14 protein-coding genes are annotated in these 14,396 nt (G+C 52.1%); 3 read left to right on the top strand and 11 right to left on the bottom strand.

What is annotated here, in order from left to right:
• Positions 1 to 186: 186 nt before the first annotated feature.
• Both ACMGGN_RS19025 and ACMGGN_RS19030 read right to left on the bottom strand, forming a co-directional pair.
• Positions 187 to 1,056, bottom strand: coding sequence for a hypothetical protein (locus tag ACMGGN_RS19025; protein WP_414156195.1), 870 nt, complete (start codon positions 1,054 to 1,056; stop codon positions 187 to 189).
• A gap of 437 nt (positions 1,057 to 1,493) precedes the next feature.
• Positions 1,494 to 1,724, bottom strand: coding sequence for a DUF2188 domain-containing protein (locus ACMGGN_RS19030; RefSeq protein WP_016501733.1), 231 nt, complete (start codon positions 1,722 to 1,724; stop codon positions 1,494 to 1,496).
• Positions 1,725 to 2,013: 289 nt separating this feature from the next.
• Here ACMGGN_RS19030 and ACMGGN_RS19035 point away from each other — a divergent pair, with 289 nt between their 5' ends.
• Both ACMGGN_RS19035 and ACMGGN_RS19040 read left to right on the top strand, forming a co-directional pair.
• A complete protein-coding gene (locus ACMGGN_RS19035) occupies positions 2,014 to 2,337 on the top strand; it encodes a hypothetical protein (RefSeq protein ID WP_414156196.1) in 324 nt (107 codons plus the stop codon).
• Positions 2,338 to 2,381: 44 nt separating this feature from the next.
• Positions 2,382 to 2,759, top strand: a complete 378-nt coding sequence (locus tag ACMGGN_RS19040) for a hypothetical protein (RefSeq protein ID WP_414156197.1) — start codon at positions 2,382 to 2,384, stop codon at positions 2,757 to 2,759.
• A gap of 348 nt (positions 2,760 to 3,107) precedes the next feature.
• On the opposite strand, the gene ACMGGN_RS19045 is transcribed toward ACMGGN_RS19040, so the two are convergent.
• Both ACMGGN_RS19045 and ACMGGN_RS19050 read right to left on the bottom strand, forming a co-directional pair.
• Positions 3,108 to 4,142 carry a serine/threonine-protein kinase gene (locus tag ACMGGN_RS19045; protein WP_241791463.1) on the bottom strand — a complete coding sequence of 345 codons (1,035 nt, stop codon included), beginning with the start codon at positions 4,140 to 4,142 and terminating at the stop codon, positions 3,108 to 3,110.
• Positions 4,139 to 4,522 carry a hypothetical protein gene (locus ACMGGN_RS19050; RefSeq protein WP_414156198.1) on the bottom strand — a complete coding sequence of 128 codons (384 nt, stop codon included), beginning with the start codon at positions 4,520 to 4,522 and terminating at the stop codon, positions 4,139 to 4,141. The genes ACMGGN_RS19045 and ACMGGN_RS19050 overlap by 4 nt, the downstream gene beginning before the upstream one ends.
• Positions 4,523 to 4,977: 455 nt before the next feature.
• On the opposite strand from ACMGGN_RS19050, the gene ACMGGN_RS19055 reads away from it, so the two are divergent.
• On the top strand, positions 4,978 to 7,263 hold the full coding sequence (locus tag ACMGGN_RS19055; RefSeq protein ID WP_414156199.1) for a 3'-5' exonuclease: 2,286 nt from the start codon (positions 4,978 to 4,980) through the stop codon (positions 7,261 to 7,263).
• Between the two features lie 85 nt (positions 7,264 to 7,348).
• On the opposite strand, the gene ACMGGN_RS19060 is transcribed toward ACMGGN_RS19055, so the two are convergent.
• The 7 genes from ACMGGN_RS19060 to ACMGGN_RS19090 form a co-directional block, all read right to left on the bottom strand.
• The gene (locus ACMGGN_RS19060; protein ID WP_414156200.1) at positions 7,349 to 7,822 is read right to left on the bottom strand and encodes a hypothetical protein; all 474 of its coding nucleotides are present in this window, start codon (positions 7,820 to 7,822) and stop codon (positions 7,349 to 7,351) included.
• A gap of 43 nt (positions 7,823 to 7,865) precedes the next feature.
• Positions 7,866 to 9,146: a DUF5623 domain-containing protein gene (locus tag ACMGGN_RS19065; RefSeq protein WP_414156201.1), complete on the bottom strand. Its 1,281-nt coding sequence runs from the start codon at positions 9,144 to 9,146 to the stop codon at positions 7,866 to 7,868.
• Positions 9,147 to 9,576: 430 nt separating this feature from the next.
• Positions 9,577 to 10,077 (bottom strand): KilA-N domain-containing protein, encoded by a 501-nt coding sequence (locus tag ACMGGN_RS19070; RefSeq protein ID WP_414156202.1) that lies wholly within the window; start codon positions 10,075 to 10,077, stop codon positions 9,577 to 9,579.
• 1,245 nt (positions 10,078 to 11,322) lie between these two features.
• Positions 11,323 to 11,529: a hypothetical protein gene (locus tag ACMGGN_RS19075; RefSeq protein ID WP_414156203.1), complete on the bottom strand. Its 207-nt coding sequence runs from the start codon at positions 11,527 to 11,529 to the stop codon at positions 11,323 to 11,325.
• Between the two features lie 173 nt (positions 11,530 to 11,702).
• On the bottom strand, positions 11,703 to 12,080 hold the full coding sequence (locus tag ACMGGN_RS19080) for a histone-like nucleoid-structuring protein, MvaT/MvaU family (RefSeq protein ID WP_414156204.1): 378 nt from the start codon (positions 12,078 to 12,080) through the stop codon (positions 11,703 to 11,705).
• Between the two features lie 67 nt (positions 12,081 to 12,147).
• Positions 12,148 to 12,927 carry a hypothetical protein gene (locus ACMGGN_RS19085; RefSeq protein WP_414156205.1) on the bottom strand — a complete coding sequence of 260 codons (780 nt, stop codon included), beginning with the start codon at positions 12,925 to 12,927 and terminating at the stop codon, positions 12,148 to 12,150.
• Between the two features lie 136 nt (positions 12,928 to 13,063).
• Entirely contained in the window at positions 13,064 to 14,236 is a 1,173-nt protein-coding gene (locus ACMGGN_RS19090) for a hypothetical protein (RefSeq protein ID WP_414156206.1), read from the bottom strand.
• Positions 14,237 to 14,396 lie beyond the last annotated feature (160 nt).

The following is a 14,396-nucleotide window of genomic DNA, read 5'->3' on the forward strand; positions in this document are numbered from 1 at the left end:
AATCGACTTAAACCGCCGTCGGCAGCACATACCTTTGCCGCTAGCGTCCACAAAACTGCGTTAGGTGGACGTCATGATTAAGAAGCTAGCTTCCGCCATGCGTACACCCTCGCCGCGAATGCGGCTGAATCTCGACTCGACCAGTTAAGCAAGACGCGTGAACTAAAATCGAAAAAACTGTGCCCTTTAGCGCTTCATTTTGGCAAGGGTATCGACCACTTTTTCTAAAAGCTCAAGCTCACCTTTCTCTAGCTTTCTTGCCTCAAGGATCTCAGTTGACTGATCTTTCTCAAGCGCCGACACTTTGGAAAAATAGGAATCGTTTTTGATAAGATCCATGAGCTCGATTTTTTGTTGAGATTCAGCCGACAGTATAATTAGAGCGCGTACCTCCTCACGCCTCCTTGCGATCGACTCGTAGTAACGAAACTCATCCAGAGCCGATCGATATTGGCGTAGAAAGAAGAAAGCAACGAACTCAATAAAAAATAATATCCCAAATTTTGGCGCCAATAACAGCAAAAGATTGCCAACATCAGTCGACACATTAAGCGCGGCAGTCTGAGTATAGAAAAAAACCAGCCCTGAGAATGCCACAAACACTCCGAGCAGCAGGTATACTCCCGACCTTCCATACATACCCTTCGCTAAACCGCGTGAGCTTTCAGCGTGAAAATATAGGAGCTCGTTTCCATTGGAAAATTCGGTTCCCTTACGACTTTCAATATCCGCCTCACCTACCACAGCCGCGGACGCGTAGTAGTCACCACCGACATGAACCATCGACTGATAACCGGAGACTTTTCCTTTGAGAAGAAAGTCCAAAGGGAAGCTCGCAAAAATCTGCCTGAAAAAAACTGGAAATACAATCAAGAACGTTGAGATTATCACATCCCAATAAAAATCACCCAAGAGATATTTAATTGCACTCGAGTCAAACGGAAGGAACATTATAATCCGCATTATTAGCGCAAAAGGAACTATTAGCCATATTACCAATTCAGCAGAAGCAGGAAATGCTCTATGCGTATTTTTACTCTCAACCGTCAAATCCATGCACTTTAGCCCAGACAATTATAATATATATACTACCAGTTAATCCCTTCATCATCAGTTGCTGAAGGAATTCGGAACCCAGCCGCTACCAGAATGGGCGCCCCGGCAATTGCCAACCAAATCAGATGTTCGCAGGAGATATCACCGTAAGCCCACCCCACATGGCCAGTAGGGTGAAGGCTATGCCGCGCTGACGTCGCGGCGTAAGCCAGCCCTGCAAAGCCTCATGCTTTTCCCGCCAACTCACCGCTACTCTCCCTGTTTGGTAACCGACGGATCATATCAAGTCATAGCAACTGACTTCAGTAACCACGTGGCTGCGCATCAGGATGATTAGTTTTAAGGGAGGGGGTGGAGCATACGTCTCCGAGGTGGGCAACCTCAAATTGGACAGCTAGGCCATTTGACAGGCCTCCCCCTACCTCGGAAGAGGATACTCAGCCCTCCGGCGGATGCGGATCATTGCCGTAGGAGTCTCGAGCTCGGATTTTGTTGTCCTTCCCGTGGATCAGCACCTCGCTTTTCTGATTCCGGGCAATCTCACGCGCAGCCTCAGCGGCCTCTTTCTGCGTTGGGTGATGAGAGGTGTCCCTGGTGTTGCCCTCCCCTAATACCGCCCACCCCTTATCCCGCTTTACTACGTGCTGATTTTTTCCTTTGCCTGCCATGTCCCACCTCGATGTGTAGAAAACGTACTTGAAGCCTAGCAAGCGAAACGAAAAACACAAGATGTACGCAAAATCACAAATAGAAACACACCATATTGTGCCTGGCTGACACAAAAGCGGTGTAGACGCCAGGCCTTTCGCAAAATGGTGGCAAGCTACTAGCCTATAGAGGCTAGGGATGAACACGGAGAGGCTAACGGAGCCAACTGTTCGTTCGTCTCACTGCAGCCCGCATACGAATTCCGCGCCTATGACGGCGTCCCATGGTTGTCACAAAGACAAGACACACATGAGCTCGATCAAGGAATACTACTTCGAGAAGCAGCAGGAAAATTGCATTGCATGGATTCGGGAACAGTATGGAATCGAGATAGATCCAGATGAGCACCCCGATGCTTGGGAGGATCTGGCCGGCGAGTACTCCGCCATGCTTGAGGCTGAGGAGGCCGAATACCAATGGTTGAATCGGCATACCCACAGTGAGTTTTTCCTGCTGTTCGCGAACGAGCTCGCGACGGCTTCCAGCTTGCTGAATGTAGGCACTCCGCCATCCACGCCGATACCCTCAGCAAGCTTGTCTACGCCCATATCATCACACTCATGGAGGAGTTGATCAGCTCGGTAGTGCGCCACTTGATCGTGAAGGATGCTCGGCTGTTGACCAACCTGGTCGCCGGGTATGAAAAGCTGAGCGCAAAGACCATCACCCTCAAGGAAATCGCAGAGCAACCTAAGGTAATGGAAAGCATCGCTCAACAGACCCTGTCTGAGCTGACGTTTCACAATGTCGCCACGATCAAGCAGATCCTGGATGCAATGTTCGCCGAGCACATGGACGGCTTGAAGATTGCCCCAATCGCACGTATCTGCAGCAAGCGTCATGACATAGTCCATCGCAACGGCAAGACTGTAAGAGACGAACCGATTGACCTCACTGTGGAAGAAGTTCGTAACGCGATGCTCGTCGTTCGAGCTTTTGCTGACGACCTACAGAACAGGATCAACAAGGCACTTGATGAGGGATCTGCGCTTTGAAGGACAGGATTGCCCTCACCTGATATGGCTTGCCATGGGATGCTGCGAGGGGGTAGTCGTCGAAAAAGGATTTTCCACCCCGTCCTGCCGGAAGCCCCTTCGGGAAGAAACGATCAAGCAAGGGCGAGTTATGGCGATGGGATGGACGTAGGAGAAAGGCCCGCGAGTGACAATCGCACGGGCCTTGGTGACTATCGGCGGTGATAGATGACTCGGGACTCGCCCAGAAGGTCATCCACGTCGACCAGCGGAACAGACGAGCGAACGCGACCAGAACTTGTCTGGCTGCGTCCTGTGGAAATCTGGGATCTGGTCAGGTAACCATCCCCTTCCTTCCTGCCTGTAGGCTTACCACTCTGATGACATGAGGATTTCATGAATCCGCTCCGGGGTTACATTGTCTTCGCAGAGCTTGGGCTTCTTGCGATATGCGCCACCAGCCGTCTTTTTCGATGCGACACACTGGCCATTATCGGCCACCTCTACCAAAAGCGATGTTCCATCCGACGAAATGCTTTCCCAGCGCTGGGCGTTCCCGTCTGTGGAAAACCGCCAATCCAGACCCAAATCCTCGATTGACGACAACTCATTCAGTAGCTCCATCACTGATTGATACCGCTTGTCAGGGTCGAACTTCAAGCACTTCTTGATAATGGTCTTCAGCTTTTTCGGGACATGGCGCGGCAGCTGAGTGAGGTCTGGATAGGTTTCTGTGCGCTGTGCACGAATAAGCTCGGCACCAAGCTTGTAGGAATCTCGCTGTCGCTGCAGGGATTCTAATCCCACAAGCAGACGGTACAGCGTCAGCCCGACTTGATAGATGTCTGCGCTGTTGTTGAAGTCCCGGGTAGCCGAGCTCTCGGGCGGAAGATGGAGACGGTAGGTGGCTTCGGGGGTGGCGAAGCCATCGTCATCCATATTCTTGGCGAACCCAAAATCTGACAGGAGTGCTTCATCTGTGTCAGAGATCAGGATGTTGTCAGGCTTGATGTCGAAATGGAGCAGCCCCTTGGAGTGAATGTTGTTGAGGCCGCTCAGGAATTGGATGGAGTAGCGTATGAGCTGCCTGCAGGTCAGCCCTTCCGCCTCTATTACCTGGTGAAGGGATCCTCTGCTGTAATACGGCATGGCAATGTAGATGTTTTGAGCATCCTTACAGGCGTACAGCACCTGTACGACGTTGGGGTGCACGCTCTTGTAAAGGAGCTGCGCCTCGAGCAGGAACCGCTCTTCGTTGAAGCCATCAGTCTTGACTTGCTTCACAACCAGTTCGGCATCCAAGTGTTCATCATGGACGACATAGACCTCGGAGTTCTCACCATGCTCGCCGATTCGTTGCTTTTTCTGGAACGAAACCTGGGCCGTTTGGTACGGAATCATCATCGGGTGGCTCCTACCGCAACGAGGATTGCCTCTCGGACAGCTTGAGCCTTGCCAGCTGGCCAGCCATCCACGTCATCAAGGTCAGTCTCGCACTTCACGATCGAGGCAAACTCCGCTGCGGTGATGCCGAGGCGCGCGCTGATGCTGGTCTTGCGGCCCACAAAGTAGCTTTTGATGCTGCTGCTTGCGAATGACTCCATGAAGACGGCCTCCAGATAAAGCCGGTCAGCATCTTGGTTCTGAGAGTTGCCTTCTGCGACCCGGATGCCAGCTACGTCAACCTCATACTCCCGAAGGATGTCGAGGATGCTGTGACGAGCAAACTTGAGCTGCTCTGGCTTGTTCAGGATCTGGGGGATTATCAAGGACTCGACGTTCATGATTTGCTTCGTTTCATCGTCGTAGATGACGAACGTCGCCTTTTTAGGCTCAGCGCGTATTCCGAGTGATCGCATGGCTTTCCCTGCGTGAAGAGGTGTCGGTTGTGGTTCGAACACTAGCACCGCTGGCCAGTAGCGACCATACGTCGATGGAATCCTTCCAGATGACGGTCGACAGTCTCTTCAAGCCCGTAGCCTCGCATGCATCCTCTATTGAGTGGGCGCCATCTATGCCGCCTTAACCGTACGTGCAAAGCCCCCTTGGACTCGCCCTCAAAAGGATTGCGGAGCCACCTAACGCTACATAGGCAACGCGAAGATCTGGAATGAAATCGACCCTGATTTAGTGGCCTATAGCCATTACCAGGTGCTATAACCTCGTATTGGTCAGGCCTCCGGTGGTGGGGCCTTTTGTAGGCAAATGATCTGCAGACGACTCTGCGCCAAGGACGATGATGGAACCCGTAATCTATACCAACCGCTTCAACAGCTACCTGAGAAAGCTGAACAACATCGGTCAGAAAAAAATCGTACAGGCCGTTCGTGCGGCGATGACCGAAGCAGGTACGAACGGCTCGATCGAATCCTTACCTAGGACGAAGCATGGTGAGACCCGGTTGAAGAACGTCGAGAAATTTGATCTGCCGGACGCTTACAGACTCGTCGTTCAGCTGGTTGACGGTGTAAAGAAATCACGGGCATTCCTTTTCGTAGGCGCCCACGATGAGGCAGAAAGATGGCTCGACAGCCATCGAAACTACACCTGGGTGAAAAGCCCTACCGACGGCACGTTGAATTTCCTCCCGGTCACCTACGATGAGCAGCGTCACATCCCTGCCGACAGGCTCGATCTGGATAGCCCTGAAATCGACTTACTTTCCCCTCTGCTCCGCTACGTGCCTGAGACAGATTGGTCTAGGCTGCCCTGTACAGACGCTCAGAAAGAATTCGCAAAAAAGGTAACTGGCGAGCAGTACGAACAGGATGCTGCTGGCATCTTGGAAAAGCTAGATGCCCTCGGTGACTACGAGTCTGCAAGCTTGCTGTTTGACCTGTTGGTGCTGAGCCATGGCAAAGAGTGGGCTGAGGTCAACCAGCGCATGGGTATCCAGGGCCGCCCAGAGGCAATCGCCGACGAGAGCCTTCTGAATGAAATGCAGTCGATCATCAATGCCGAGCATTTTGTCACGTTCGATGATGCGGGCCTTCTAGACGATTTCTTCAGTAAGAAAACCTTCTCTGAGTGGATGCTGTTCCTCCATCCAGAACAGAAAAAAATCGCTCAACGCGAGTACCGTGGCCCTGCACGGCTACGTGGCGTTTCAGGTAGCGGCAAGACCTCGGTACTGGTTCACCGCGCGCGTTTCCTGGCGAAAAAATACAACCAGCCCGTGCTGCTGGTCACCTTAACTCAGAGCATGAGCAGCCTTCTTCAAAGGCTAGTTGAAGACCTGTGCGGGCATGAGCGTCATCTCATCCATACCAAAACGATGAACTCGCTCGCACGAGACGTCAGCAGTGATTTGCACGGTCGCGCACAGTTATCACCCGAAGTGCAGTACCAACTCCTGAGCACCTGCATCATCAACCTCAAAAGCGATCCTGGCTTCGCTAAGACACCGATGGCCTCGATGTCCGATCAAGAGCTTCGAAGCTTCCTCAAGGAAGAGTTCGATTATGTGCGAGGTCGCCTATGCCCTACCGACTTCAAGGCTTACCTAGACTCGTCCGTATTCCATCGCCGTGGCCGGTCTATTCCCCTCAATAAAGCCTCGCGTGAATTGATGGTACGGGCTGTTGAGACATACGTTGGTGGTGTAGAGGGCAACGGACTCATCGACCACGAACTGATCGTATCTCAAGCGATTGGCGCGCTAAACAATACGAACGATCGAAAAGGCCAGTTCCGCTGCATCCTTATCGATGAGGTTCAGGATCTGACTGAGCTGGACGTCGTGTTGTTGAGCAAGCTGACAACTCCAGATAGTGCGCGATTGGCTGACGTTGAAAACGGTTTGTTCCTAGCCGGAGACGGTGCTCAGAGCATCTATAAGCGCGGGTTTGCGCTCAAGCGGGCGGGCATCGACGTTATCGGGCGAAGCGTTAGCCTCAAGAAAAACTACAGAAACACCCACGAAATTCTGACTGCCGCGTTCAATCTAGTGTCGCAATTTGAGTTCTCCGACACTGATGAAGACGAAGTTCAAAAGCCTTCACTGCCCGATTTTGCTAAACGCCACGGCGAGCGTCCATTGCTGCTGCGGTGTGCCAACACTCATGATGAAGTCGAGGCCGTAGCACGTCAGGTGTATGCGCTGCTCGCCATGGGGCAAACCGCAGGGCAGATCTGCGTGATTGCCCCTCAGAAATCTCTTCGCGAGGAAGTTCGAGCGGCACTGCAAGCCAAAGGCATTTCAAGCGCAGAGCTGAAGCAAGATGTTCATTACGAAAGCGACAATGTGAAGATCAGTACGATCGAATCGGCCAAAGGCCATGAGTTCGCAACCGTCCTGATTATGGGGTTGGTGGAAGGTGTTTTGCCACAGTCAAACATTCAGCCTCATGAGCTCGCTCGTGAAGCCTCAAGGCTTTACGTGGCTATGACTCGTGCTCGAGAGTCGCTCTTCATGACCTACAGCCCAAACGCAAGTTACCCTGCGTCTCGATTCATCCAAGCCATCGTTAAAGACTGCAACGAAGCCCGGTATCGCCAAGGTGAAATCCTCCCAGTGGAGGCCTGACCACCTAGCTTATCGCCTCCACATTTAGGGGTAGCAGGCTGAATTGAAATCGCACTGTAGGGTCTGCCCTGCAGTGCGATTACCCTCAGTCTCGGACTGTCCGACGTCTCACAACCGTCCCTTGCAAAATTCTGTTGTTGATTTTCCTTTTCCAAGAAATCTGATCAGGTGATAGCTTCCGCTTATTCATGGTGCTTTTCAAAAACGAGTATTCCCTCTCACCAAACAGGTACCCCTTTTCCCAGGCGTACTCGATCAAATCCGCATTTGCATTCGCGCTCGGATTGAGCGTGACTCGTTTAAGCCCATCAAACAGGGTTCCCGTATCAATGCGCAAGAATCGGTTAATACACACGTTTCCTACGTAGGTCTTGTTGCCGTTCTTAGTATTCAGAATATAGCAGTGCTCCTTGATTTCTTTCCCGCACGGGCACTGATCAAATTCCTCACTAATCTCCACAGCGTCGAGCTTCCACTCAAACCTAGCCTGGTCGAAATTCGAAGCGACTGAGAGATCCAGAATATGCGCCTTCAAACGCTCAAAGTTATGTCCTTCCATCCTGACCTCCGAAGTCAAAAATCACAAAACGCTGAATGTGGGATTACGACTTGGCGAGATGCTGACGTGCCGAGTCCAGCTTTTTGAGGTGATCTCTCAGCGGCTTTGAGTCCAGGTATGTACCCGTCATGATCGAACGGAGACGATCAACCGCCTCAAGAGTTTCGATCCGGTTTGGGTAACAAGGGATGTCGCTCCCACCGTAGTAGGCATCTATGTCGAAATCAGGAGGCTTTTCCCCCCGATACTCGGCATCCATCCAGTTTTCCAGCTCAGCCTGGAGCTCCGACAACGGTGTGCGAGCGGTGAAGGGCATCCTTGTTGCGTACAACCGCTTGAGTATCCAGCCCATTTCGTTGTGGTCAGCGATGCTCATTCTCTGGGCGGGCCGCCAGATGGAACCCCAACCCTCCATGCGGCGATATTCGACTGCGTTCTTGCTGAAACCGTACGTGGTACCAGGGCGAGGTTTCCGCTTCTTCCCAGACTCAGCTCGTGCAGGACTCACGAACTGGCTGCTGAAGTTCGCTGATTCGAAATCCCAAGCAGTAGCCTCGTTTGCACCAAGGCGCTCGACCGTGAGGATCACGCGATCCAACAGGTCGACGTTATGAGCCAAGAAGTGCGGTACAGCGCTGCCCGGGTTGTACAAGCCCTCCCAGGCGGGGATTGCCAGCTTGAATCCATGCGCGGTAGACCAGGCTTGGCGCTTGGCTTGATAGTCCGGCTTGGCAACATGCCCATAGGGCTCGTCGAGCATTAGCCAGGCACCGGTGTCAGCGCAGATCCACCGCGAGATGTGGTCTGCGGAAGGCAGCTGCTCTGCATCGTCCATCGCCGAGCGCTGGATCTTGGTGGTTGCCGGCTGGAGCCGTGCTGCTTCCATAAATTGAAGAGACAGAGCTGCACGAGTCAGCAACTCCCTCGCTCTCTCTAAACTCTCGGCGGTACTCCTCATTTCCACATGATCCACCGACTCCACGAAGAAACCCTGCAGGTTTTGAGCGTGGTAACATTGATGCTTCGCCAGGAAGTCAGCGAGTGGCCTCGGGAGCTTAATCTCCAAAATCTCCAACCCAGCGGTACGAGACTTAGTGGAAGCATCACGCCAGTAGGCAGAGAGATAAACGCTGTGAAGGACTGGAATTTTGAACCCAGCCTTTATCGATTTGCGTGCGTGTTGATAGCCTTCAAAACCCGACTGCTTCGCAGACAGATCTAGTGCGACGTGACGAGGGATGTCGGGATTCTGGCCAGTGATACGAGTGGCCGTACGTTTGATACCCTTGAGGGTAGAAGGACGAACGCTGGGAATGGTGCTCATGTTGGTTTCTCCGCCCCTATTGCAACGCCACCCGCCTACGCCGCTACAGGGCCTCGAATAACATGGCCTTGAGCATGAGAGAACCAACAGGTAGTGCCGTTTCCAGCTTTCAAAGACGGGTGTGGTGCGCCTACCCTGCGCGAGAAATAATCTAGCAAACCGCCGAACCAGAGTGCAAGCCCCTCCTCTCGTGTGCCTACCGCACCACACCGAAGCTACTGCAGCCCCAACTGAAAGCTACCCACCCCAGAGAACTGACTTGCTTGGTGGCTAGATGACGCCGGGGTTCTAGTAAAGACAGGGTGGGTAGCGTGCGGGAATTTCATCCAGCCCCCGGATCATGGCGCTTGGGGCCGAGAGTTACAGGTCTCCATTTTCTAACCTCCAAAAACGACGAAGCCCGCACTAGGCGGGCTCTCGTTCGTCGATTTCAGTTGGGATTATTTAACCCCAGCGGAAGCTGCAATTGATCCTTCAGATGGGCCACATGAAACTCAAGACGGCGCTTCTTGTTGCGCCACTCGAGGAGCCCTCTCCCGTGCTCGCTTGCCTCACGCCGGCTTTGATCCAGCGTTCTGCAAGCAGCGTCGAAGCGATCTTTCATCGAGGAAGTCTCTCGTAGGATTCTGTTTATGGTCAGGTCACACCAGCGGGCAAGCCTACGATCCAGCTCTCCCAAAAATTCGATCGCTACTTTCGGGTGCAGCCAGAGATCGCCAGCTTGGCCACCATGAATCTTGATCAGATCCTCAACCCCCTCGGCACCAAATGCAGCCGCCGCATCGGTTAGGTACTGCTGGGTCTCCTTTGATTCCAACCAATCGTTCACTGAAGCCGAGTAAAGCTTTGCCACATGCGTGGCGTTCAACCAGCCGTTCACACTGAAAACGATGGTCTTGTTTTGATACTCAACCTGGATCGAATCTTTCATATCGGGGTCTCCACCCATTTTCGATGGGCGTGCGTAGGCCTCACGAGGAAACGCTCGTGATCTAAGCCATGTGCACGTAATTTAGGGACAAAACAGCCGCAGGAAGCGGCGAGAGGAGAAAACCAAGACACAAAAAAACCGGCCTAAAAGCCGGTCTCAATGTCTTGCTGATGCAGATACCACATCATAGGGTTTATATTCCACTAAAGTGTCACTCTGCGCAAGCCCCCGATGCGTTCTTCTCTACTCAGACGTTCTGGTCATCCATCTCAGACAGGAATGACAGACGCGAAGGCTCGACCCGGCCGAGTCCTTAGTAAGCTCAGACTCATCTCTGGTTGTGGGCCGGCGACACGTTCTACAGCTCATCGTCCGGCCTCGGCTAGAACGAGTGACAAGATTCGCAGGAGCACAGTTGAGAAAGTCTCCATCCTGCATCACCACTTTCTTGCCAGGGACGCGCGCCCCTTCAGCAATCAGCTCGGCTAGTGTGAGATGACGTCCCTCTGACTCTCCGGCATAGGTAACTCTGACCCGCGATCGACGCCCCTTTTCAGCGAACATGTTTTCTACTATCTGCTCAAGCCAGTACTCACGGGAACCCTCAGCTCCATATTCCCTCGCCAGGCTTTCCTTCTCCGATGATCTCAAACTGCTGAACAAGGCTGCTGGTGACTGCGAGCGAATCGGGGTGTGCCAACCTAGGCCAATATCGATAGTGATGCCTAACCTGTCCCTCGGAATCACGCCGGGAGGAAGCGCGAGCCACTGCTTGGGTTTCCTGTAACCGTCGGAGCTCAGCTCAGACCGCCGATCCAAGTAGATCCAGGTATTCTCGTAAGGAAAGTATCCGTACAGCATCAGCTCCAGTAAGCGAGTAGCGGGAGGTGCCACAAACTCAACACTGTGGTAAACCCGTTGCCGACTGAAATGATAACCATGGTGCAGCCGCCGCTTCGTTTCGGTTGGAGTCAAAAGCTGGCTCGCAGCTGGGCATTTAAAAATCTTGTCCAAGTGGGAGATAAATATGGCCTCTGCCTCCAGGCAATCCAGGCTATGGCCCTCTACCCCAAACAGTTGCCACCAACGAACCGCAGCTTCGTACTCCATCCGCTCCCGCAGCTTGCTCGCCAGTTCGCGATCTAAATACTCTTCCTCTTCAGCCGTCAGGCTTCGAGCATCCTTGGCCCTAGAACGTAGCCACGCCCTGCTTTTTTCCCTGTCAGTGTAAAACATGTGCACCTGTTAATGACTAGATTCTGGCCGGCCACCTAGAGCAATGAACTGAGCATCAGTGGCCGCCTGAAACCGAAGCTCGGCAAGTAAACGAAGCTGCTCTAGATCTGCACTTGTGACACCATCTTGCTGGGCTTGGTGGTATCGCTTCAGGGCTTCGATCGCCTCGGTGTACATTGAATGGTCGGGGGGAAGCATCCTGCTTAAGTCTTTCATGACTGCCGCTCCTCTACCTACCGGTTTACTCATTTCTACTTTGTGTCAGGGGATGACGAGAGCGTGGGCCAAGGCTCACGAAATCTATCTGTCCATTCTGCCTAATGCCCACAACAGATACAAAAAAGCCGCCCTGACGGCGGCTTCGTTTGGCTCAGCGCGGCTGACGCAGCTTAGCGGGCAACCCAGCTTTCAACCTCGTCGGAACCGTGTTCAGCTTTCCACTGTTTCAGTTTGGTATGGTTCCCACCTTTGGTTTCAATGACCTCGCCGGTGTGGGGATTCCGGTATTGCTTAAGCTGACGAGGTCGACGTGGCGCCTTCTCTGTGGCTACCGGGGCAGCGACGCGGCGTTTTCCTTGGGATGCTTGGGGATCTAAGATATTGATGACGTCATGAAGGCTGCAACCGTACTCGGCCAGCAGATCCCGCAGCTTGGTCTCAAACGCGATTTCCTTCTGCAATTCAGCGCTACCCTTTAGAGCTTCCAGCTCCGCAAGCTGTTGGGCCAGTCGCTGCTCGAGTTGACGGAATTCGGCAAGGCGGGACATAGTTACTCCTTGGGATTAGTCATAGCGGTTAGCCACAATACAGCAGAACTATCATTGATGGTAAATCTCATTGCATGTGCCTTTGCTCCAAGAGGCTACGATCAAGATCAAGCCATCTAGCACGACTCACCTTTGATTCTTGGTACCACTTGATCCACACATCACAGCAATCAAAGTCTGTCACCCTGGAAGACAGATCAGCTGTTTGCGTTTGGTAGCAGTTGAAGCGTGCCGCATCCCATGCCTTCTCGGTGACCTTGTATATTCTTGCCTTCGTAAGCGGCAGATCCGCATCCAACATAGCGTCTATCAGGCACTGGATGTTCAGACGCCCACCGCCGCTTGACATGAAAGAACACAGGAGACTACCCACATGTAATTCCCTGAAACCTAGAGTATTTCTTTCGAACGTGACATAGCAAAAAAGCTGATCGCGGTCGTTAGGGTTGCAAATTAGGACAGGCTCAAAACCGTCTGCCAGATATTTTGCACAGCTGTCGGCGTAAAGGCTGAAGTCCTTGAAGACTGAGACGGTACCGCCATCCAAGAACTCGTCGTTAAGGAAGAAAAGTCGTTCCACGTTGCGGGTCAACGCCAGTGGAAACTCTTCAATACCGGACTCATACCTTTCGAGCAAGCTTACACTCTCCAAACCAAGCAGCTCGCACATGCGGCGCTTACTAAAGCCCAGCAATTCCTCACGAAGCACTCTCATCCGCTCACCCACATCCACCGCATAGCCAGAGGGCTCGACTTCGCTACTGGACGGCTCTTTCTGCGAAAGAAGCCGAGACATAAGAGCCCTCACGATTTCTTGGATAACAGCACTCCCAGCTTGCTCCAACATGACTAACTCCTCCAAATACCTACTCAACGACCATTCAGCCCGCCTCTCGAAAGCGCGCCTTTGACTCACCTTGAACCTGAGGTGACCAGCGCAACAATCTGCAACTAATCACCCCTCTATAGATCAAACCACCCAATTAATAATCCATATTTGCGTGCATCTCATATGCGTGCCCCCACCTATCTATGAGTTTATCTACATCGCTTTCGCCACCCTCAATCGCTTGTGCATAGCCTTTTAAGCTCACCTCATCAAATGAAGGGTCAACACCTGTCTCCATAAACCTATGGATACCCCAGAGGTCACCAGTAGACAGCGCCTGATCCAACTGATCGAACGTATTGCATATTGCTGTAAAATTTTCCGACTCAATGGGAAAAAGTGTGAATCTTGAGCTCTTGGCAAAATCTGTGAAATTTGCAGGTATGGCGCCTAGTGTTGGAAAGTGCAAGAATATTGCACCTTTATCATTTTCAAACCCGCCATGGGCAAAAGGATTACGTATCCGATCCTTTATCGCCTTGAGATGGCCAAGCATGTCACGATTAGACTTATTTTTCTTTACATCAAGGAACAAACCTATTTTCTGCTCCCAAGACATTTCCATAAACTCGCGAAACCCTCCCAATCCGAGCGGTACACCACTGAAGGCCCTCATCAGGAGGAGACGATGCTCCAGCCCGCTAAAATAGCAGTCAATCATAGCGACAGAATTATAAAATCCGGAGGTAACATGCTCGTGCTGATGGTTTAAAAAACCTGCTAAGCCTGCGAACCCCACTTCCGCCCCGGATGCTTCTTCAACAACTGGAGGATTGTCAGCCGCTTTGAAACTCGTGCCCGCTTTTTCTCGAAAAAACTTGTACCTGTCCGTAAACTCACTAAAGCGATTAACCATGGTGAATTTACCTTGCTCGATCAGATGCTTCGCTTGGGGGCGAATATGTTCCTCAACGACTTTAATAGCAGCGCCAAGCGGACGGATGATTCTGGAGTTTTCAATCTCTGTAAAATGACTACGGGTAAACCTTAACCCGAATTTGGTAAACTGAAAGGAGACATACTCTCCACAAACACTACCGTATACCGTCCACCTCACTTTTTCTCCATGACCATGCCACTGCCACCCCAGAACGTCCCGTAGAGTGTACAGAATCAGTTCTGGTACTGGAAAATCGCTAGGCTCAGGCTTGTAGGTGCTCACAGCATATTTATCTTTAGAGATTTCACTTGAAAAGTCACACAGCATACGACTCAGCTGCGCCTTCAACTGTTCCACTCCATCAACACCGATTTGATCCAACTCCATAGAGGTCTCCATCCTTTTTAGATCCTTAATCTTAATATCAAAAAAACGACTGGCTTTTTGTGAATGAGAATAGCAAAAACTCTCAGGCCATCGTCAAGCGCCCACCTGAGTGTTGTTTACAGTTTTAGATACGGTGGCACACATATGAGAACGTTGACCT

This window comes from Pseudomonas sp. BNK-30 (assembly GCF_047456185.1).
Lineage (GTDB): Bacteria > Pseudomonadota > Gammaproteobacteria > Pseudomonadales > Pseudomonadaceae > Aquipseudomonas > Aquipseudomonas putida_E.

What these genes read in the sequence shown, in the direction of transcription:
- ACMGGN_RS19025 (WP_414156195.1), bottom strand. Translation starts at nt 1,056, where the DNA reads ATGGATTTGACGGTTGAGAGTAAAAATACGCATAGAGCATTTCCTGCT.
- ACMGGN_RS19030 (WP_016501733.1), bottom strand. Translation starts at nt 1,724, where the DNA reads ATGGCAGGCAAAGGAAAAAATCAGCACGTAGTAAAGCGGGATAAGGGG.
- ACMGGN_RS19035 (WP_414156196.1), top strand. Translation starts at nt 2,014, where the DNA reads ATGAGCTCGATCAAGGAATACTACTTCGAGAAGCAGCAGGAAAATTGC.
- ACMGGN_RS19045 (WP_241791463.1), bottom strand. Translation starts at nt 4,142, where the DNA reads ATGATGATTCCGTACCAAACGGCCCAGGTTTCGTTCCAGAAAAAGCAA.
- ACMGGN_RS19050 (WP_414156198.1), bottom strand. Translation starts at nt 4,522, where the DNA reads ATGAACGTCGAGTCCTTGATAATCCCCCAGATCCTGAACAAGCCAGAG.
- ACMGGN_RS19055 (WP_414156199.1), top strand. Translation starts at nt 4,978, where the DNA reads ATGGAACCCGTAATCTATACCAACCGCTTCAACAGCTACCTGAGAAAG.
- ACMGGN_RS19060 (WP_414156200.1), bottom strand. Translation starts at nt 7,822, where the DNA reads ATGGAAGGACATAACTTTGAGCGTTTGAAGGCGCATATTCTGGATCTC.
- ACMGGN_RS19065 (WP_414156201.1), bottom strand. Translation starts at nt 9,146, where the DNA reads ATGAGCACCATTCCCAGCGTTCGTCCTTCTACCCTCAAGGGTATCAAA.
- ACMGGN_RS19070 (WP_414156202.1), bottom strand. Translation starts at nt 10,077, where the DNA reads ATGAAAGATTCGATCCAGGTTGAGTATCAAAACAAGACCATCGTTTTC.
- ACMGGN_RS19075 (WP_414156203.1), bottom strand. Translation starts at nt 11,529, where the DNA reads ATGAAAGACTTAAGCAGGATGCTTCCCCCCGACCATTCAATGTACACC.
- ACMGGN_RS19080 (WP_414156204.1), bottom strand. Translation starts at nt 12,080, where the DNA reads ATGTCCCGCCTTGCCGAATTCCGTCAACTCGAGCAGCGACTGGCCCAA.
- ACMGGN_RS19085 (WP_414156205.1), bottom strand. Translation starts at nt 12,927, where the DNA reads ATGTTGGAGCAAGCTGGGAGTGCTGTTATCCAAGAAATCGTGAGGGCT.
- ACMGGN_RS19090 (WP_414156206.1), bottom strand. Translation starts at nt 14,236, where the DNA reads ATGGAGTTGGATCAAATCGGTGTTGATGGAGTGGAACAGTTGAAGGCG.